The following is a 19,214-nucleotide window of genomic DNA, read 5'->3' as shown; positions in this document are numbered from 1 at the left end:
CCCTTTCAGGCGGGCGAGACGCATAGGGGCACGAGCAATGTTGCAAAGCCCCGAGCGACTCCCTCCGCCAGCATGATCTGGTTCAGGTTCAAAGGGTGCTTCTCAGCCCGCCGAACAGCGGACGCCCCTGTCTCTCGTCCCTTCCTTTGTCGCAGACAACGCCGGCGATGTCATCAGCAAATTGCAAGGGATGTGGTTGGCCGGTCGTGACGGGTGTCACCGGAGCCGCATTAATCCATGCATTCGATGCATGGGTGCAGTGAAGCCTTGGCGCTGCAAAAGGGCAGGGGGTTGGACTATATGTGTCCCATCGAAGCGAACAAAGCGCCAAGCACGGCAGCTCAGCTTCGAATGCCCAAGGAAAGGGGATCATCATGAACGTAGCACGCTCTTTCAATAACTGGCGCAAGTACCGGCAGACGGTCGCTGAACTGGGCCGTATGTCTACCCGCGAACTGCACGATCTGGGTATCGATCGCGGCGAAATCCGCAATGTTGCCCGCGCAGCCCTCGCTGGCTGACAGTCGGCAAGGCTAAGTTATAAGCTGTATTTTGCGAGCGCCTGCCTCCTCCCGAGCAGGCGCTTTTGTTTTGTCCGCATGAAAGCCCGAACTGTGCTCTCTGCCGAAAAATGCTCCAGTCGAGCTTTTGCTTTTCGCATAGCGCATAGCTGTCTTGCAAAGAAATGCCTATCAACTGAGCAAAAGACTGGTATGTTTAATTCATCGAAGCGATGCACCTCCTCCCGCATCCCTTCGCTTTGCAGACGCCCTTCTCCTCCTCCCAAGGTCGTCTGCGTGAACAGCGGAACTCCTCCTCCCATCCGCTGTTCGGTTCTTGAAGAAAGCCTGCCGCACCTCCTCCCGCGGCAGGCTTTTTTGTTCTGTCCAAGACCATCAAAAGCATCGTGCGCGCCTCTCGTAAAAATGAACTGACGTCACTATGTGCGACAGGCGTTGCGCACTACGTTGCGCGCTACATCGAAGATCACCTCAACCTGATTCACCGAACAAGGAGGATGCCCATGACCGGTTCTGCCGAGTATACGCCGCCGAAGATCTGGACTTGGAACAAGGCGAATGGCGGCCAGTTCGCCAATATCAACCGTCCAATCGCCGGGCCGACCCATGAAAAGGAATTGCCTGTCGGCCGGCATCCTCTTCAGCTCTATTCGCTCGGTACGCCGAACGGCGTGAAGGTCACGATCATGCTCGAGGAGCTGTTGGCGCTTGGTCATAGGGGCGCCGAGTATGACGCTTGGCTGATCAGGATCGGCGATGGCGACCAGTTCGGCAGCGGCTTTGTCGAAGTGAATCCCAATTCGAAGATCCCCGCATTGCTCGACCGCAGCGGCCTCAAGCCGATCCGCGTCTTCGAATCCGCTTCAATCCTGATGTATCTCGCCGAAAAATTTGGCGCCTTCCTGCCGACCGAGCAACCGGCTCGCGCCGAATGCCTGTCCTGGCTGTTCTGGCAGATGGGCAGCGCACCCTATCTCGGCGGCGGTTTCGGCCATTTCTATGCCTATGCGCCGACGAAGATCGAATATGCGATCGATCGTTTCGCCATGGAAGTGAAGCGCGAACTCGACGTGCTCGATCGTCGCCTCGCCGAGAGCGAATATATCGCCGGCAGCGAATACACCATTGCCGACATCGCAATCTGGCCCTGGTACGGCGGCCTTGCTAAGGGCTGGCAGTATGGCGCAGGCGAATTCCTGCGGGTCCAGGATTACAGGAATCTCCAGCGCTGGGCCGAGCAGATTTACTCGCGCCCGGCCGTCAAGCGCGGCCGCATGGTCAACCGTATGTCGGGCGATCCTTCCGAGCAATTGCGCGAGCGTCATGATGCCAGCGATTTCGAAACGAAGACGCAGGACAAGATTGAAGCCGTGGGCTGACCTTCAGATCCTTGCCTTGATCCGGAGATGCTCGCGGCTCAAGGCCGCGAGTTTTCGTTTTTGGGTGCCGGCTTACGAGCCCTGCCGTTCGCTTCCGTCAAAACCCGCAAAGTCGCCTCTGACGATGCCGTGGCGTTGCAGCTTGTCGTAGAAGGTCTTCCTCGGGATCCCTAGAGCCTCGATAGTGCGGCGGACATCGCCATTGTTCTGCGACAACGTCTCGCGAATGAGCTCGGCCTCATAGCGCTCCATCCGGGCGGGTAGGGATAATGCTGCATCCGTGGCAGGCGCGTCACCGGGTTTCGGCGCGGCTGCGGTTTCGAGGCCAAGCACCAGGCGTTCGGCAAAATGGGAGAGCTCGCGAACGTTTCCCGGCCAGTCGTGCTGCAGCAAATGGCGGCGGACTGTGCTGGAAATGGCCGGCGGCTCGCGCTTGAAGCGATTGGCGGCACGCTCGGCAAAATAGCTGAAGAGTAGGGGAATATCGTCGCGCCGCTCGCGCAGCGGCGGGATGGAGAGCGTGACGACATTGAGGCGATAATAGAGATCCTCGCGAAAATCCCCACGCTGGGCGGGATCGCCGAGATCGACCTTGGCCGCCGCCACCACGCGCAGATCGACGGGGCGAACCTCGTTCGTACCAAGCGGCGTCACTTCGCGCATTTCCAGTACGCGCAGCATCTGCACCTGAATCGCCGGCGGCATGCTTTCGATCTCGTCGAGAAACAGTGTACCGGCGCTTGAATGTTCGATGCGGCCGATGCGCTTCTTCTGCGCGCCGGTGAATGCGCCCGGCTCGTGGCCGAAGAGTTCGCTTTCGATCACGGTTTCGGGGAGCGCCCCGCAGTTCAGCGCAACGAAATTGCCCTTTGCGCGACGACTCCAGCGATGCAGCAGGCTTGCCACCACTTCCTTGCCGCTGCCCGTCTCACCGGTCACAAGCACATCGATATCCGTATCGGCGATCTGCCGCAAGGTATGGCGCAGCCGCTCCATGGCCGGGGTCTGGCCGATCAGCGGCAGATCGCCTTGCGCCTGCTCGGCGGCGAGGCGGAGCGAGCGGTTTTCAAGAACGAGCCGGCGCTTTTCAGCGGCTCGCCGCACGCTTTGCACCAGCCTGTCCGTGGCAAACGGCTTGGCAATGAAATCATAGGCGCCATCCTGGATGGCCTGCACCGCCATGGGAATATCGCCATGGCCGGTCATCAGGATGACGGGCAGATCGGCATCGCGTTCCTTGATGTGGGCAAAGAGCTGCTGTCCATCCATTTGCGGCATGCGGATATCGGAGACGACGACCCCGGCAAAACCCGGTTCGAGAGCGCCTAAGGCGTCGCTTGCCGCAGAGAAAGCCGAGACGGCAAAGCCTGCCAGCTCCAGCGTCTGCTTCGTTGCCTTCAGCAGATCCTTGTCATCGTCGATGAGAAAGACCGGAGAGCTGTCGTTCATGTCGTGGCCTTGCGCAAATGAATGGTGAAACGGGTTCCTCTGCTGCTGCTTTCGACCTCGATACTGCCGCCATAATCGACGACGATATCCTTGGAAATGACAAGGCCGAGGCCGAGGCCCTTTTCCTTGGAGGTATTGAACGGCGTGAACAGCGAGTCGAGGATTGCGGCTGGAATGCCAGGCCCATTGTCGGAGACGATGATCTCGACGTCATCCGACGTCTCCTGCACCGAGACTTCGACCTTGGCGTGATCCCGGCCTTCGAGGGCTTCCAGCGCGTTCTGAAAGAGGTTGATCAAGACCTGCTCAAGCCGGATCCGGGTGCCGACGACGTTGACCCCTGTCGGCGGCAGTTCGATCTTGAGGGCGTCGAGGCGGCCAGCGAAACGGCTTCTGAGCAGAACGACAGCACCTTCGATGACGCTTCTCATGTCCACCGGCTCGGGCGCCGTTCGTCCCTTCCGGGCAAAGGCCTTGAGCTCCTCGGTGATCGTTCCGATCCGCTCCGTCAGTGCCGCGATGGAGGATAGGTTCTCCTTGACCGGTTCAGTCTGCTGCCGCTTGAGGAAGACGCTGGCATTCTCCGCATAGGCGCGGATCGTTGCGAGGGGCTGGTTGATTTCATGGGCGACGCCGGCCGCGACTTGGCCGAGAATGGCGAGGCGGTTGGCCTGCACGAGATCCTGTTGAACCCCCTGCAGTTTCGCCTCTGTCGTGCGGTGATCGGCAATCTCCGCCTCCAGGCGATCACGCGCGCGGCTGAGATCTTCGGTACGTTCGAGCACGCGCCGCTCCAGCTCCTCGCGGGCGATCCTGCTGACGGCGATCTGCATCGCAGAAACATCACGCCTGCGCAGCAGGAAAGCGGCGAATGCCAGGATCGGCAGCAACACGGTCAAAGTGAGAAAGCGTGTCTCTCGCACCGAGGACGCGATCGCCTGGTCGGTCGGTATCAGGTAGCCGAGCCGCCAGGGTGTCGATGGGATCGCGGTCGTCAGCTGCAAATATTCGGCCGCACTGCTGCCCGGCAGAACGGCGCGCATAATGGTCGCATCCGGACCTATGGGCTCCGGACGGCTGATTGGCAGCTGCGAGAGGGGTGCCGCACCAAATTGCAGGCTCTTTCGAATGGCGGCGGCTTCCTCGCGTGAAAGCGGCCCCGCGGCCATGAAGCGCCAGGAGGGCAGGCTGGTAATGAGCACGATACCACGTTCGTCTATAACGTAAGCGGGGCGTCCGGTCTCGCTCCAATCGGCTTCCAGCTGATCGAATTCCATCTTCACCACAACGACGCCCAAGGCCGAACCGGCATCGCCGACGCGACGGGAAATATAGAGGCCCGGGCGATTGCTGACGGTGCCGAGCGCATAGTGCTCGGCTGTTCCCGCCTCCATGGCTTTACTGAAATAGTCACGGAACGAATAATCATTGCCGACAAAGCTCAACGGCTCGCGCCAATTGCTCGAGGCCATGGCGATACCGTCCTTGCCGACGACATAGAGAACCGAAGCACTCGTGCCGGAGACCAGGCTTTCCAGTTTGCGGTCAAGAGCGATGACGGCATCGTCCTGCCGTCTTGCTAGTGCATCGCGCACCTGTTGATCATCCGCCAGCAACAGCGGCAGCGCGCGCGGACGCTCAAGCACCGCCCGCAGGAGAGCAACCTTGAGGTTCGCATCCGTATGTCCCTGCCTTTGCAGCATTTCGAGGGCTGTGAGGCGACCGTAATAGCTGGCACCGTACAAGGCGGCGGTGATGATGGCTGCGCATAGCAGCGCAAAGACAAGCCAGACCCGCCGGGATCGCCGTCCCAGTTGCTCTGGTGTCAAAAATCGTCCTGTCGCCGGCTGCTGCAGCATTCTCACATTGTGCATGTTTTCGCGCGCGGCGCAATTCTGGCTGTGTGGATTTTCGCACAAATCCGGAGGCGTATTTCAGCTGAGAGAATTTAAATTCATATAAATCAATGGATTATCTCGGTGCAATTCATCTGGCACGCTCATTGCAGTGGGAAATGGAACAGTCGGAGGCTGTTGAATTCTAGTCGTCGCCCGGAGGGCCGAGAGATCGGTTGGGCTTAACGGAGGACATCATGATTGCTCCCATCGCTGCCGCCGAAACGCGCGGCAAACTTCCCTTTTACCGGCATCTCTATGTGCAGGTCCTGACCGCAATCGCCGCCGGCATTCTGCTTGGCCATTACTATCCGCAGTTTGGCGCGTCGCTGCAGCCGCTCGGCGATGCCTTCATCAAGCTTGTGCGCATGGTCATCGCACCCGTCATCTTCCTGACGGTCACCACCGGCATTGCCGGAATGTCGGATCTGAAGAAGTTCGGCCGTGTCGTCGGCAAGTCTTTCATCTACTTCCTGACCTTCTCGACCCTGGCGCTGATTGTCGGCCTCATCGTCTCGAACGTCTTGCAGCCGGGCGCTGGCATGCATATCAATCCGGCGACGCTGGATACGAAGGCAGTCAACAATTATGCGGCGCAGGCTCATGATGCCTCCGTCGTCGGCTTCCTGATGAACATCATTCCCGACACGATCGTCGGCGCCTTCGCCAAGGGCGATATTCTCCAGGTGCTGTTCTTCTCGGTCATCTTCGGCATCGCGCTCGGCGCTGCCGGCGAGCGCGGCCGTCCCGTAACCGATTTCCTGCAGGCGCTGACCACCCCGATCTTCCGCATGGTCGCATTGCTGATGAAGTTTGCTCCGATCGGTGCCTTCGGCGCCATGGCCTTCACCATCGGTAAATACGGTATCGGCACGATCGCCAATCTGGCATTCCTGATCGGCACCTTCTATGCCACGTCGCTGCTGTTCGTGCTCGTCGTGCTCGGCGCTGTCGCCCGCTACAACGGCTTCTCCATCCTGGCACTGATCCGCTACATCAAGGAAGAGTTGTTGCTCGTGCTTGGCACGTCTTCCTCGGAAGCCGCATTGCCCGGCCTCATGAACAAGATGGAGCGTGCGGGCTGCAAGCGTTCGGTCGTTGGCCTCGTCATCCCAACGGGTTACTCCTTCAACCTCGATGGCACCAACATCTATATGACGCTGGCGGCACTTTTCATTGCCCAGGCGACCGATACGCCCCTGTCCCTCGGCGACCAGATCCTGCTGCTGCTCGTGGCCATGCTGAGCTCCAAGGGGGCTGCCGGCATCACCGGCGCAGGCTTCATCACGCTCGCCGCGACGCTTGCAGTCGTGCCTTCGGTGCCGATCGCCGGCATGGCCTTGATTCTCGGCATCGATCGCTTCATGTCGGAATGCCGTGCCCTGACCAACTTCGTCGGCAATGCGGTCGCTACAATCGTGGTTGCCCGCTGGGAAAACGAACTCGACCAGACCAAGTTTGCCGCCGCCATGGCGGGGCAATTGAGTGAAGAGATCGAGATACCGGCGTTGCAGGCGGCAGAATAAGCCTCCCGTCGATCCCCCCAAGTGCGAAACGGCCCCTCTCGGGGCCGTTTTCAGTTTCTGCTCCTGACTGGATTGTCAGCTCCTGCCCCGATCACAAGGCCATGATCAACAGCTGCCTTCATAATACTGTCATTGCAACGGCTCACAGCATGATGCTGACAATTGCGAATTTCGGCAGAGCCGCAGAAGGGACAGGAGGGCAGCGTGGCGCAGAAAGTTTTGATGAGCACGCGTCTGCGAATTTCGCGGCGGCCTTGCGGCGGGCGGCGAGGTCGCGGGTAGTCGGCAGCATGGCGTCTTCATTGTCAGCGCAGGAAAAGGCCTTGAGGCGTTCAGAGAGTTTTCTTTCCGAACTTGCATTGCATGCGGAGGCCCTGCTTCATGGCCCCGTCTACGAGCAATATGCCGCCATCTGCTATAGAAGAGTGCCTGAGCACCGTACTGCCGAGGTTCTTATGGTCACGAGCCGGGAAAGCGGTCGTTGGATCGTGCCCAAAGGATGGCCGATCAAGGGCAAGAAGCCGCACGAGGTCGCAGCAATCGAGGCTTTTGAGGAGGCCGGCGTGCGCGGCAAGGTGAAGAAGAAGCCTTTCGGCTACTTCACCTACCTGAAGCAGCTTGGCGACGGCTATTGCGTTCCCTGCGTCGTCGGATTGCACCTGCTCGACGTCGAGCAGGTTTTTCAGGATTTTCCCGAAAAAGGCCAGCGCCGTAGCGAATGGGTCTCCTTCATCGAAGCGGCAAGTCGCGTGCGCGAACCGGAGTTGAAGGGGCTTCTGCTCGCAGCCGAACGAAAAATATCCAAGTCGAGCGGAAAAAATAGCCGAGCCAATAAGGCCTAGGGGGCTGGATGCCGTGTTCTTCCCATTTGCGGCCAGCGCTTGTTTGGTTTGAGTGATGGCACCTGCAGCTGTTGGCTTGCGATAATGCAACCGGGTGTTTGTCCATCCTGACCGTGCCAAGCGAGCTATATGCCAGGATCTCGGCTGCCATGCGCTTCGATGCTTGCCTATGCCGCATTGATGCCTATATTGACCCAGCGCTCGGCCACATTTGTTTGGGTCGTTATGCTCCATGGCTGCAATAGCTGCCTTCACCCGGCATTGATTTTGCCGGTGGACTTTGGAAGGAGAAATTTCATGTCCATTACTCAGAATAATATCGATAGTTCAAAAGCTTCCACCGTTCCGCATGGTGAAATTGCAGCTGCTGTGCGGCAGGCGCGGGAAGCTATCGGCTATACGATTGCTGATCTGTCTGAGACCTGTGGCCTCACCAATGAGGAAATTGTTGAGATCGAAGCCGGCGCCGATGCAGATCCGGCAAAACTTCGGCGGATCGCTGCCGCGTTGCAGGTTCCGCCTTCGACTTTCTTCATCGTTTGACCTAGAGGGCGCGCCCCGGCGCGGGGTGCGCCTCTACAGCCCTTGCGGCGGGAAGTCCGCAATCAGTTCAGCGCCCATATCTTGCATGAGTCTCGTGCCTCCAAAATAATTTGGTCGTCAGCGGTAGTCTGAACTCTTCCATCTCATCTTCGATCCCCATGTCGATTGCTGACTAGCCGCTGGAATGACCGATTCCTCTTCGGCGCGGAGGTGGATTGCCACGGTCAGATCTTCGGCTTTCGGGCTGGAGTGTCGAACGGCTAAGGGTGGCGTGATATAGTGAGCGTGCGCACCTGTTTTGCTCGATGGCATTATTTCATTGCTCAACATTTCTGCCTGCGGGAATTTTGTAAACTAACGTTTCCCGCGTGGAATTTCCGTATTCATGCCGCAAAACCCTTCTTTTCAGCGGATTGATAGTTTGTATAACGGTTGGAAAATGGGACGAAATCTATGACTGCGATAGCTGCGCCGGATATTCTGATAGTTGATGACGACCACGAGATCCGCTCGCTCCTCAGCCGATATCTGGAGGAGCAAGGTTTCCGCGTGTCGACGGCAAGTGATCTTCGCGGCTGCAACGATGCGCTCAACCGCCGCCATCCCGATCTGCTGGTTCTCGATGTGATGCTCCCGGACGGGTCCGGGCTCGATCTCTGCCGCGACCTCAGAAACCGCCGTCCCCGGGTGCCAGTCATCCTGCTGACCGCGCTCAAGGAGGACATCGATCGAATTCTCGGACTTGAGATCGGAGCCGACGATTATCTCGGTAAGCCATTCAATCCGCGCGAGCTGGCGGCGCGTATTCGCGCCGTCCTGCGTCGCACGACTGAAGATCTCTCGATCGAACCCGAACAAAGGCGATTCCAGTTCGGGGATATGATGCTCGATCCGCAGCTTCGCCGCGTGACTAGAAGCAATGGCGAGGTCGTCTCGCTAACCGGAGCAGAATTCGATCTGCTCAAGGCGTTTCTGGAGCGCGCCGGCCGGTTGCTGTCGCGCGATCAATTGCTCGACCTGACGCAGGGGCGCGATCGCGATCCCGCCGACCGCTCGATCGATGTCCTGATGAGCAGGCTGCGCCGCAAGCTTTCCGAAACGGCCGAGGAGCCGATTTTCCGAACGATCCGTAACGGCGGCTATCAGCTCGTCGTACCGGTGACGGCGATAAAGGGCGATTCATGAGGTCGCTGGGTGCGCGTCTGGCGCTGCTCCTGCTGACGGCCATCGTTCTGGTCGTCATCTCCTCGTCTTTGGTGGCAAGCCTCGTCATGCGGGGTCCGCGCCCGGATATGATGATCCAGCCCATGGCTCGTCAGCTCGCCATTCTTGCGACTTTCGCCGAGAAGGACAGGGCCTCAGCGACATCGGCTGGCCTGGTGGTCGCGCCCGTTCCCGCCGATGGCCCACGCGATGAAGAACTGTCGCGCTTTCTCATGGAGGCGCTGCTTCGCATCTCCGGCATGCGTCAGGCGATTATATCCCACCAGTCGACAGGCGAGATGATTGCGTCGCTGAAGCTCGATGACGGGACATGGCTTATCATGCCGATGCCGCAGCACGGGCCGCCGCCGGGGGGCTGGAAAATCCTTGCGGAATGGCTAGGCCTGATCATCATCGGCAGCGTGCTGGTTTCGATCTTTGCCGCGTCCAAGCTCATGAAGCCGCTGCGTTTGCTGGAGCAGGCAGTGGCGGCCGTCAACCCCGACGGCACGCTGCCACATATACCGGAAACCGGGCCTGGTGAAATTCGCGTTACCGCACAGGCGCTCAATGGTCTGTCGGCCAGGGTAAAGGCCGCCACGGAAAGCCGCATGCGGCTCGTTGCGGCCGCGGGGCATGATCTCAGGACGCCAATGACGCGGATGCGCTTGCGAGCGGAATTCATCAAGAACGATGAGGAGCGGCAGAAATGGCTCGCCGATCTTGAGGAGCTCGACAGGATCGCCGATAGCGCGATCGGGCTGGTGCGGGAAGAGATCTCCAGCGACAGCCTGGAGCAGGTCAGGCTCGATGCGATCGTGAAGGATATCGTCACGGAACTCAAGGCGATCGATATGCATGTCGAGAGCGGCGAGCTGGAACCTGCGACGATCAGCGCCGGGCCGCTGGCGGTCACGAGAGCACTGCGCAATCTTCTCATAAACGCCGCGACGCATGGCCAATCGGCGATGGTGACTGTCACGCATCTTGGCAACAGGGCGGTGGTGAGGATCACCGACACCGGCCCCGGCATTCCCGAGGAGCGCCTCAATCAGGTCTTTGAGCCCTTTTTCCGTATCGACATTGCCAGACAAAAGTCCTTTCCCGGCGCCGGTCTCGGCATGGCCATCGCGCGTGAAATCGTCACCCGCTTCGGAGGAGAGATCACCGTGCGCAACCGGCAACCCAAGGGCCTGGAGCAGGTGGTGTCATTCAAGAGCGCCGCTGGCAGATCCGCGAGCTGAGCCGAAAGCCAAATTGCTGTGAAGCGCAACTGCGGCCTCTCCTTGAAGTGAAGGCCAAGACACCTACTGAGAAGATGATCTGGGTCTCCCGTGGCTAGGGAGAAACAAGGACATTATAGTGTTTCCGCACCCGGTTTTAACAAATGGGAGCGCTCCAATTCAGCATCGGAGTTTTGCGTAGAGAGAGCTTACTTGTGTAATGTTTTCTACATTTCGGAAGATGGTAATATCAAATTAAGTTTGCGGAACTTATCAAAAGGTAATACTCAAATAGAAAAGCCAAGACACCAAATTTCTCTAAAATGCCCCATTTGAGAAACATTCAGAAATATTTAAAGCATCGACTCCTGTAGAATTGCAGCCGATCACATGCTTGGCTCAATCAGGCTTTGATCGCCCCGCGTACCCGGCTTCGCCATGGCGCCCCCAACACGAATGGCGAAGCCGGATTACAGCTCGGGCATGCCGAGAATCCCCCGAATAGTTCGTCTCTGGATAGCGCGGAATATCGTGCGCCCAGCAAATTGCTGACCTAAGTGTGTCGCGGCGTGGGCCGCGGCACTTAGGATAAGTGCGCGAGGCACCTGAACTTCGGGCTGCTTCCATCAGTGGGAGAATTGCAAGGTTTTTGCAGGTTTGGTCTCAGCCTTGCCGTCTCAATATGATGGCAGGGCACTGTGGAAAGGTGCCCGAGGCTCGCGCTATTGGCCCGGGAGCGCCGGGCGGGGCGCTCCCGGGCCATTCGGCCCTTTGACGGGCCGCTCCTTCCAACCGACAAGGGCGTCCGGGGGATCTCGATCGGTTGGAAGAGGAGAGAAATAGCCTTGGTTATCTAGCGAGTTCCGGCCGATCGGGCCGTCTAGCGTCGATCACGAAATGCATGCGGTCCGGGAATGAGGGATCGCTCGGCATTCTCCAGCTTTGCAAGTTGATCGGCAGTCAGCGCGCTGCGCAGGGCTGTGGCCTTCTCCTTGAGGACAGCTGCCTTAGCGGCTCGATCCAACGCGAAGTCGGCCATGCGCTCGCCAAAGAGTTCGTTCTGCCTGTCCGGCTGGTTGTCGCCGTCCTGGCCGGATGGCGGTGCAGCATCCTCATTCGGGAGCGGCGGGCCGGGCGGCCGATGCTTCGGAAACGCCAGAAAATCCGTCAGCGCGTTGGTGTAGTCCCTCCAGGCATCGAGTTGGGCGCTGCGAATGCCGATCAGCGTTTCCATGGCCGACAGCTTGCCGGCAAGCTCCAGTGCCGGATTCGGCCCGCGGGGAAAGCCGCCGGGCGGGCCGAATGGCGGCATGGGCCTGCCGTCACCAAAGCCCATCATCGGTGCTCCGAAATGCGGACCAGGCCCCGGACAACCGGCGGGTGGTGCCTGGTCCGGCGCGGGCTGCGGAGCTTCGATGCCGGCTGGAGGCTGCGCCTCCGGTGTTGCGGCCGGCTCGGCAGCAAGAGCAGAAGCGGCTATACCGCCGGTCGCTGCTATCAACAAAATTGCGACGATGTGTCGTTGCCTCATGTTCAGTGCCTTCATTCCGATTGACTGATGCTGAGGCTATCGCGGCCGTATGAATGCAATAGGTCCTGATATTTCCGAGTATTTCTTGGCGAGGGAATGTTGCGAACGAAGTTTGCTGGGAGCCGTGCGGCAACACTCCATTACAATTTCATCTACGAAAGAAGCCGCGCCCAAGACGCGACTTCTACCGCTTGAGTTGCGCTTCTATTCCTTGCTGACGGAGGACGCCGACGTCGATTGATCGGCTTCCCGCAGTGCGACGGCACATTCCTCGCAGCAGACTTCGACCGATTTGCCGCCAAGGTTGACCTTGATGGTATCGGCGCCAAGTTCGCAGTCGCAGGCAGCGCATGTCGTCTTTTTCATGTCGTGATCCTTTCCCAAACAACTCCCCAACAGGGGCAGGATCATCAGATCACCGAACACCGCGTCGGCGCTGTCGAAATCTTTAGCGAGCTGTATAGCGCTTCGGCTTCAATTGTGCCGAGTGCTGGAATTCAGCTGGAGTCAGACCACAGGTCTGCTTGAAACTGGCGCTGAAATGGCTGTGGCTGGAGAAACCAAGATCAAGGCCAAGCAAGGTGAGATCGTCATACTGGCCGAGAAGGTCAAGGGCACGCGCCAGGCGCAGCCGCAATTGATAGCGATAGAGTGGCACGGCCTCGACCTGCTGGAAAACCTGCGTCAGGTAAACCGGCGATACGCCGACTTCCTTGGCGATTTCGGCAAGCGTCCATCGACGGGCCAGATCCGACGACAGGACAAGCTTTGCGCGATCGACAAGCTTCTGCCGGCCAAAGCTCGCGCCGGCCGCATGCGATGTCCGCTCACCGAGCGAGCGGCGCACCAGTGTCAGAGCCAGGGTCTCGCCCTCGAGGCTTTCGGCTATATTGCGGCTCAGCCCATGCCGAAGAAGTGCGACCAGGGCCTGGGCGCGCGGGTCGATGCGACGGCGCTGCCGGCGAAAGACAAGGTCTTCGCCGGCCTGCACCTGGTCGGTCGGCGCAAGTTCGTGAAGGACGGCCTCGTCGATAGCAAGATCGAGACAGGAATCTCCGCCGTCGACGGGGTGACTGATCCTGTAGTCCTGTCCGCGATTGAAGAACACGACCTGATTGGCCTCGGCAACCACATCGTTTTGGCCGATATGGCGCTTGAAGACGCCGCGGTAGGGATAGACCAGACTTGTTTTGTGCGCACATTCCTCGTCGCTCTTGTGACGGCATTCGCCGTTGCACACGACATCGCGGATAATAACCGTATTCGTTTTCAGCAACAGAGCTGTCGAAATCAGTGACATTCAGCAGTCCCCATTGTGCCGCAGATGCCGGTCGCGCTGCATAAAGCTAACACGTTCTGCATCATCCTTTTAGTAGCGGCTGTAAATATGAACGTCGCTCCCGGCCTGACCGCGTGAAAGGCCTATATCCTTCAGCTGATCGTCCGAAAGCTCCATGAGTGCATTTCGGTTGCGCCGTTCTGCCACCTTGCGTGCAAGCAGGCCCGCCACTCCCATGAGCGCTGAAAGCAACTTGCGTCGCGGTTTGCTTGAAATGCGGATGTGCGCGGAAGGAATTGCGATGCCTGGAGTTTGCATGATGATCTCCTCGATCATGTGTTTCGATGGAGACAATCAACCACTGGCGCCGCATTCGCGCTGTCAGATAATTTAGCGATCGCAATGCTGACTCCGCGGCCGTTTTCGTTGTCGACATTTTGCCTACAAGGCTATTAGTGTCGAAATCATCGCGCCGTGTACGGCGCAGAACGCATTCGGCTGAGAATATTGAGGAGAGTTGAAGAATGTCGTGGCAACATCCAGTCCCCAGGATCACCGAAGAGGAAAGGCAGGCGCGGCTGTCGAAACTTCGCCAGGTTCTTGAAGCGGAAGGCTTGGCAGGTATGCTGCTCGGGCCAAGCGAGAGCCTGCGCTATTTCACCGGCCTCGTCTGGCATGCAAGCGAACGCTTTCTTGGGGCGCTGGTGACGCCGACCGGGCTCTACTACATCGTCCCCGGCTTCGAGCGCAGTCGCGTCGAGACTCTGCCGCATCTGCCGGCGGAAATCCTTGTATGGCAGGAGGAGGAAAGCAGTGCCGCGCTCGTCGCAAGTCTGCTCGGCGGTAGCGGCATTCTCGCACTCGACGACAGCATGCCGCTCTTCTACTACCATGCCCTGGCTGCAAAACTCGGAGCCGAAAGGCTGACGAATGGCGGGCCGATCATCAATCGCCTTCGCCGGATCAAGTCTGCGGCCGAGATCGCGCTCATTCGCTATGTGATGAACCTGACGCTTGATGTTCATAAGCAGGCTCACGCTCTGCTCAAGCCGGGCATTCGCGCTTCCGAAGTTGTGGAGTTCATCGATCGGCGGCATCGCGAGGCTGGCGCTTCCAGCGGCTCGACCTTCTGCATCGTGTCCTTCGGCGAGGCGACGTCGCTGCCGCATGGTGCCGATGGTGATCAGACGCTGCGTGAAGACGATGTCATCCTGGTGGACACCGGCTGCCGCATCGATGGCTATCACTCGGACCTGACGCGAACCTACAAACTGGAGGCCGGCGATACCGCCTTCGAGGAAGCCTGGGCAATCGAGCGCGAGGCGCAGCAGGCGGTCTTCGACGCCGCCAAGCTCGGCGCTGCCTGCTCTAGCCTCGATGATGCGGCTCGCGCAGTTCTTGCGAAACATTCGCTAGGGCCGGACTACAAGATGCCAGGATTGCCGCATCGCGCCGGCCATGGCTTGGGACTGGATATCCACGAAGAGCCCTATATCGTGCGCGGCAACGCGACTCCGCTTGCCGCAGGCATGTGCTTTTCGAACGAGCCGATGATCGTCTTCCCGCAGAAATTCGGTATCCGTCTCGAGGACCATATCTACATGGCGGAAGATGGGCCGCGCTGGTTTACCCAGCCATCCAAGGGGCCGACCGAGCCTTTCGCCTGATGGCAGATCAGCCCGACGCTCGCGCGCCGGGCAACGCCGGACATTGGCCTCTATTGCTGCCGAAACTCTCACCCCTGGAATGGGATGGTCCGTCCGGGTTGTCCGGCCTGTTCCTTAGTATAGGAGACGCCGTGGACCTTGAGGCCCTGTGCATTGAGCAGAGTGATGATCCCGCCTTTGTTGGATAGGGCGACTGGCGGCTGGATTTCGACGACCTCGGTCGCGCCTGCAGCGATCGAGCCGCTCAAGGCCATTGCGTTCTTCTGCTTGTCCTTGATTTGCCATCCCGTGAGATCGACGGGCACATCGGCTGTATTCAGCAGCGTGACGGTCTCTCGCTCCGGCGTCTTCACGTCGTTGACATAGGCCGCGATGATACGCACCAGCCCATCCGGGACATCGAAGGTGGGAATGGCGTCGCGATCGATCGGCGCGTGCGGCAGGTTCGGATGGTCCGCATCCTGCTGAACGATGACAGAGCCATCCGTGTCGTGCGAATGCCATGCCTGTGTCTGGAATTTCATGAAGATGGCGACCCATTGCTGCTCGCGGGGGAATTCCAGTATCAGGCCGCCATCCTGCCAGGGACCGTTTTGAGAGGCATATTTGCCGGGCGGATTGCCTTGGTTGAAATGGATATCATGAATGCCGCGGCCGGGCTTGAAGCCGAAATATTGGTCCGCCTTGTCATTCTCAGGTCCCCAGGTCTCGCCGAAAGCATAGATCATCGCCTGTTCGTCCGACATGGCGCGCTGGATATAGCTATCAATCTTCTCGTTGAGATCATTGTCCGGGCCTGCCGCCGAAATCGGAAGCGGCTTCAGTTCCCAGGGCTGCATCAGGTTGCCACGGATAAAATCGAGCGCCACTCCGCCGGGCTGGCTTGGCGTCGGGTGCAATCCCTCCGGCAGTTCCGCTAACTGCGCCGTGATCGGATGCTCGAAACGTGAGCGCACGAGGAATTCGACCTCGCTCCCATCCTGCGAGCGCACGTTGATCGCAATGCGGTACAGCGTTCCGTTTTCCGAGACCAGCACTTGATAATGCGGGCTTGAGCCGGTTGCCAACCGGTTGTTGATGGGCCGGCCCTTGAGAACGGCGTAATTATTGAGCGGCATGACATCCTCCCGGAGCTATTGAGGAGTTCATAGTGTCGCATCAGAATGAAACTTCTGCGACACTGGCAGCCGTCAAATACGCGCGTCAAAGTTCCATCGGTCTGGCAACCGCGCGAGGTGATCTAAGCGATTGTGGTAGAAAAGACGGCGTTTAAGCCGCCCTTTTTCCTTCCTCGTCGAAGACATGCAGATGCTGCGACGGGAATGCGACATTGACCCGGTTGCCGGCACTCAATGCGGTGCGATCCAGCGTGAACACTTTGAAGGGCAGGCCGTGCAGCGAAAGATGCAGGATGATGCCGAAGCCGGTGGGCTCTATGAGTTCGACATTGGCAGCCATGCCGGACGGGTCGGAAGACAGCACGACATGCTCCGGGCGAATGCCGAGCGTCACCTTCGTCCCCGTAGCCAGTTTCAGCGGCTCCAAAAGCGGCACGAGCGTGCCGTTCTTGAGCTTAACGCCGCTTCCCTCATAGGTCGCATCGAGGAAGTTCATGCCGGGGGACCCGATGAAGCCGGCAACGAACAGATTGGCAGGACGATCATAAAGCTCAAGCGGGCTGCCGACCTGCTGCACCACGCCGCCATGCATGGCGACGATGCGGTCCGCCAGCGTCATCGCCTCGATCTGGTCGTGGGTGACATAGATCGACGTGGCTTTCAGATCGCCGTGCAACTTCTTGATTTCTGCGCGCATCTGCTCGCGCAGGCGGGCGTCGAGGTTCGAAAGAGGCTCATCGAACAGGAAGGCTTTCGGCTGCCGTACGATGGCGCGGCCCATGGCGACGCGCTGACGCTGACCGCCGGAGAGCGCCTTCGGCCGGCGTTCCAGCAGTGGGTCGAGACCGAGCTTTGCTGCCGCATTGGCGACGGCCTTGGAGATTGTATCCTTCGCCATCTTCCGCAGTCGCAGGCTGTAGCTCATGTTGCCGGCTACATTCATATGCGGATAGAGCGCATAGGATTGGAACACCATGGCGATGTCGCGATCCTTCGGATGCAACTCGTTGACACGTTTCTTTTCGATGCGGATTTCGCCGCCGCTGATGTCTTCGAGGCCGGCAATCATCCTCAGCAAGGTGGACTTGCCGCATCCCGAGGGACCGACGAGGACGACGAACTCGCCGTCCTTGATCCGAAGGTCGATGTCGTGCAGCACCTGCACGTGGCCATAGGCTTTCTTGACGTTCTGGATATCGATCGATGCCATTTGACTAACCCTTGACCGCGCCGGCCGTGAGACCCTGCACGAGATAACGTTGGATGAGCAGGAAGAAGAGTGCGGCCGGAATGAGCGCCATGACGCCCGCTGCCATCATCTGCCCGAAATCCACGGAGAATTTCGAGACGAAGGTGAGAAGCCCGACCGGGAAGGTCGCAGCCTGGTTGCCGTTGATGAGCATCAGCGCAAAGAGCAACTCGCTCCACGCCGCCGTGAAAACGAAGCCGAGCGTTGCCGCGATGCCGGGCAGGGTAAGCGGCAGGATGATCTGCCTGAAGGCCGTGAATTGCGTCGCGCCGTCGATCATGGCAGCCTCTTCAAGGTCCTTCGGAATGCCGTCGAAGAAGGACTGCATCAGGAAGGTGGCGAAAGGCACGTTGAAGGCCGTGTAGACGACGACGAGGCCGGTCAGGCTGTTCGTCAGATGCAGTGGCGTCAGGATCTTGAAGATCGGCGCGACGAGCATGACCAGCGGAAACATCTGGGTCAGCAGCATCAGCGCCACGATCCAGTATTTGGCACGGAAGGTGAAGCGCGAGAGCGCGTAGCCCGACAAGGAAGCGCAGATGGTGACCGCAATCGCCGTCGAGGCGGAGACGATCAGGCTGTTCTTGAAGAAGGTCGGGAAGTCGCTGTGCTGCAGCACGAAGGAATAGTGTTCCCAGGTCGTGCGCGACGGCCACATGCGCACGCCTTCTGTATAGAGCAGGTCATTCGGCGTCACCGATACCTTGAGCAGCCAGAAGAGCGGAAAGAGCGCGAAGACGACATAGCAGAGGATCGCCAGCCGATGTGCAATGGTGGGGATGATGGATCGTCTCATGGCTCAATCCTTCAGCAGGGTCTGCCGCAGCAGGATGATCAGCATGGAATATGCAAGCAGCAGCACCAGCAGAACCAGGGCGATGGCCGAGGCATAGCCGAAATCCAGCCGCCTGAACGCCTGTGTGAAGATGTAGCTGGCGACGATCTGCGTGCGGTCCGCGGGGCCGCCGCCCGTCATGACGATGATCAGGTCGGCGAAGTTGGACACCCAGACTGTGCGCAGGAGCACCGTGATGGCGATCGTCGGCGCAAGGAAGGGAAGGGTGATCGAGCGGAAGCGTTCGAACCAGCCGGCGCCGTCGATCGAGGCCGCCTCATAGAGATCGCGCGGGATCGCCTGAAGTGCCGCCAAAAGCGTGATCGCGAAGAAGGGAATGCCCCACCAGACATTGGCGACGATCGGCCCCCACATCGCATATTGCGGATCGGAGAGGATATTGCCCGGCTCGCTCATCAGGCCGAGAGCGTAAAGCCAATGCGGGATCGGGCCGATGACCGGGTTGAACAGCCAGGACCAGTTGAGGCCGGCCAGGAAAGAGGGAACCGCCCAGGGCAGGAACACCAAAGCCTGCACGATAGACCGGCCGACGAATGGCTTGTCCAGCAAGAGAGCCAGGATCAGCCCGAAGATGAACTGCAGAGCGACTGAAGCACCGGTCCACCACAGCGTGTTCTTCAGCGCCCAGTAAAATGCGCCATCTTTTGCGAGGTCGCGGAAGTGCTGGAGGCCGATGAAGCCGCCGGAAAATGGATTGAGCAACTGGATATCGCGAAAGGCATAGGAAACGCCGATTGCCAGCGGCACCAGCATCACGGCAATGATGAGGATAAGGGCAGGCGCGCTGTAGAGATAGGGTTCCGAGGCGTCGGCGAGGCGCTTCAGCCACGGTCTGCGGTCATGCCGCCCGTCGAGCGTGTCGGCGATCGAAGTCATCTGCAAGAGTTCCCGTTCGCGGCGTTCGGACGCCGTCTGTTTCAAGGGCAAGAATGG

Annotated in this window: 18 protein-coding genes and 1 riboswitch; of the genes, 8 read left to right on the top strand and 10 right to left on the bottom strand. The window is 59.4% G+C overall.

Features of this window, described 5'->3' with window-relative positions; translation table 11 throughout:
* Positions 1 to 42: 42 nt before the first annotated feature.
* A riboswitch (TPP riboswitch) is annotated at positions 43 to 139 on the bottom strand.
* Between the two features lie 235 nt (positions 140 to 374).
* Both GA0061102_RS12980 and yghU read left to right on the top strand, forming a co-directional pair.
* Positions 375 to 521 (top strand): DUF1127 domain-containing protein, encoded by a 147-nt coding sequence (locus tag GA0061102_RS12980; RefSeq protein WP_092847790.1) that lies wholly within the window; start codon positions 375 to 377, stop codon positions 519 to 521.
* Positions 522 to 1,024: 503 nt separating this feature from the next.
* Positions 1,025 to 1,900 (top strand): glutathione-dependent disulfide-bond oxidoreductase, encoded by an 876-nt coding sequence (gene yghU, locus GA0061102_RS12975; RefSeq protein WP_092847784.1) that lies wholly within the window; start codon positions 1,025 to 1,027, stop codon positions 1,898 to 1,900.
* Positions 1,901 to 1,972: 72 nt separating this feature from the next.
* Here the strand turns inward: yghU and GA0061102_RS12970 are convergent, their stop codons facing one another.
* A complete protein-coding gene (locus GA0061102_RS12970; protein ID WP_092847775.1) occupies positions 1,973 to 3,349 on the bottom strand; it encodes a sigma-54-dependent transcriptional regulator in 1,377 nt (458 codons plus the stop codon).
* The gene (locus GA0061102_RS12965; RefSeq protein ID WP_245298000.1) at positions 3,346 to 5,208 is read right to left on the bottom strand and encodes a sensor histidine kinase; all 1,863 of its coding nucleotides are present in this window, start codon (positions 5,206 to 5,208) and stop codon (positions 3,346 to 3,348) included. The genes GA0061102_RS12970 and GA0061102_RS12965 overlap by 4 nt, the downstream gene beginning before the upstream one ends.
* A gap of 233 nt (positions 5,209 to 5,441) precedes the next feature.
* Between GA0061102_RS12965 and GA0061102_RS12960 the strand changes: the two genes are divergently transcribed.
* The 5 genes from GA0061102_RS12960 to GA0061102_RS12940 all read left to right on the top strand — a co-directional run bounded on the left by GA0061102_RS12960 (position 5,442) and on the right by GA0061102_RS12940 (position 10,602).
* Positions 5,442 to 6,770: a dicarboxylate/amino acid:cation symporter gene (locus tag GA0061102_RS12960; RefSeq protein ID WP_092847772.1), complete on the top strand. Its 1,329-nt coding sequence runs from the start codon at positions 5,442 to 5,444 to the stop codon at positions 6,768 to 6,770.
* A gap of 323 nt (positions 6,771 to 7,093) precedes the next feature.
* Positions 7,094 to 7,612 (top strand): NUDIX hydrolase, encoded by a 519-nt coding sequence (locus GA0061102_RS12955; protein ID WP_245297997.1) that lies wholly within the window; start codon positions 7,094 to 7,096, stop codon positions 7,610 to 7,612.
* Between the two features lie 297 nt (positions 7,613 to 7,909).
* A complete protein-coding gene (locus GA0061102_RS12950) occupies positions 7,910 to 8,155 on the top strand; it encodes a helix-turn-helix domain-containing protein (RefSeq protein WP_092847770.1) in 246 nt (81 codons plus the stop codon).
* A 453-nt stretch (positions 8,156 to 8,608) separates the two neighbouring features.
* Positions 8,609 to 9,340: a response regulator gene (locus tag GA0061102_RS12945; RefSeq protein WP_092847767.1), complete on the top strand. Its 732-nt coding sequence runs from the start codon at positions 8,609 to 8,611 to the stop codon at positions 9,338 to 9,340.
* The gene (locus GA0061102_RS12940; protein ID WP_092847765.1) at positions 9,337 to 10,602 is read left to right on the top strand and encodes an ATP-binding protein; all 1,266 of its coding nucleotides are present in this window, start codon (positions 9,337 to 9,339) and stop codon (positions 10,600 to 10,602) included. Before GA0061102_RS12945 ends, GA0061102_RS12940 begins: the two co-directional genes overlap by 4 nt.
* Before the next feature lie 859 nt (positions 10,603 to 11,461).
* On the opposite strand, the gene GA0061102_RS12935 is transcribed toward GA0061102_RS12940, so the two are convergent.
* The 4 genes from GA0061102_RS12935 to GA0061102_RS12925 all read right to left on the bottom strand — a co-directional run bounded on the left by GA0061102_RS12935 (position 11,462) and on the right by GA0061102_RS12925 (position 13,709).
* On the bottom strand, positions 11,462 to 12,112 hold the full coding sequence (locus tag GA0061102_RS12935; protein WP_092847927.1) for a hypothetical protein: 651 nt from the start codon (positions 12,110 to 12,112) through the stop codon (positions 11,462 to 11,464).
* Positions 12,113 to 12,316: 204 nt separating this feature from the next.
* Complete coding sequence (locus GA0061102_RS33150) at positions 12,317 to 12,478, bottom strand: hypothetical protein (RefSeq protein WP_167667973.1); 162 nt, start codon at positions 12,476 to 12,478, stop codon at positions 12,317 to 12,319.
* A gap of 82 nt (positions 12,479 to 12,560) precedes the next feature.
* Positions 12,561 to 13,412: a helix-turn-helix domain-containing protein gene (locus GA0061102_RS12930; RefSeq protein ID WP_092847762.1), complete on the bottom strand. Its 852-nt coding sequence runs from the start codon at positions 13,410 to 13,412 to the stop codon at positions 12,561 to 12,563.
* A 69-nt stretch (positions 13,413 to 13,481) separates the two neighbouring features.
* Entirely contained in the window at positions 13,482 to 13,709 is a 228-nt protein-coding gene (locus tag GA0061102_RS12925; protein WP_092847924.1) for a DUF1127 domain-containing protein, read from the bottom strand.
* A gap of 206 nt (positions 13,710 to 13,915) precedes the next feature.
* On the opposite strand from GA0061102_RS12925, the gene GA0061102_RS12920 reads away from it, so the two are divergent.
* Positions 13,916 to 15,058 carry a M24 family metallopeptidase gene (locus GA0061102_RS12920; protein WP_092847759.1) on the top strand — a complete coding sequence of 381 codons (1,143 nt, stop codon included), beginning with the start codon at positions 13,916 to 13,918 and terminating at the stop codon, positions 15,056 to 15,058.
* Positions 15,059 to 15,126: 68 nt separating this feature from the next.
* On the opposite strand, the gene GA0061102_RS12915 is transcribed toward GA0061102_RS12920, so the two are convergent.
* The 4 genes from GA0061102_RS12915 to GA0061102_RS12900 all read right to left on the bottom strand — a co-directional run bounded on the left by GA0061102_RS12915 (position 15,127) and on the right by GA0061102_RS12900 (position 19,157).
* Entirely contained in the window at positions 15,127 to 16,176 is a 1,050-nt protein-coding gene (locus GA0061102_RS12915) for a DUF2278 family protein (protein ID WP_092847756.1), read from the bottom strand.
* 151 nt (positions 16,177 to 16,327) lie between these two features.
* A complete protein-coding gene (locus tag GA0061102_RS12910) occupies positions 16,328 to 17,386 on the bottom strand; it encodes an ABC transporter ATP-binding protein (RefSeq protein ID WP_092847753.1) in 1,059 nt (352 codons plus the stop codon).
* 4 nt (positions 17,387 to 17,390) lie between these two features.
* Positions 17,391 to 18,221 carry a carbohydrate ABC transporter permease gene (locus GA0061102_RS12905; protein ID WP_092847750.1) on the bottom strand — a complete coding sequence of 277 codons (831 nt, stop codon included), beginning with the start codon at positions 18,219 to 18,221 and terminating at the stop codon, positions 17,391 to 17,393.
* A gap of 3 nt (positions 18,222 to 18,224) precedes the next feature.
* A complete protein-coding gene (locus GA0061102_RS12900) occupies positions 18,225 to 19,157 on the bottom strand; it encodes a carbohydrate ABC transporter permease (protein ID WP_092847921.1) in 933 nt (310 codons plus the stop codon).
* Positions 19,158 to 19,214 lie beyond the last annotated feature (57 nt).

Origin of the sequence: Martinezella miluonensis (assembly GCF_900094545.1) — a bacterium.
Lineage (GTDB): Bacteria > Pseudomonadota > Alphaproteobacteria > Rhizobiales > Rhizobiaceae > Rhizobium > Rhizobium miluonense.
The sequence above is the reverse complement of the archived record's forward strand: the minus strand, read 5'-3'. Positions and strand labels throughout refer to the sequence as shown.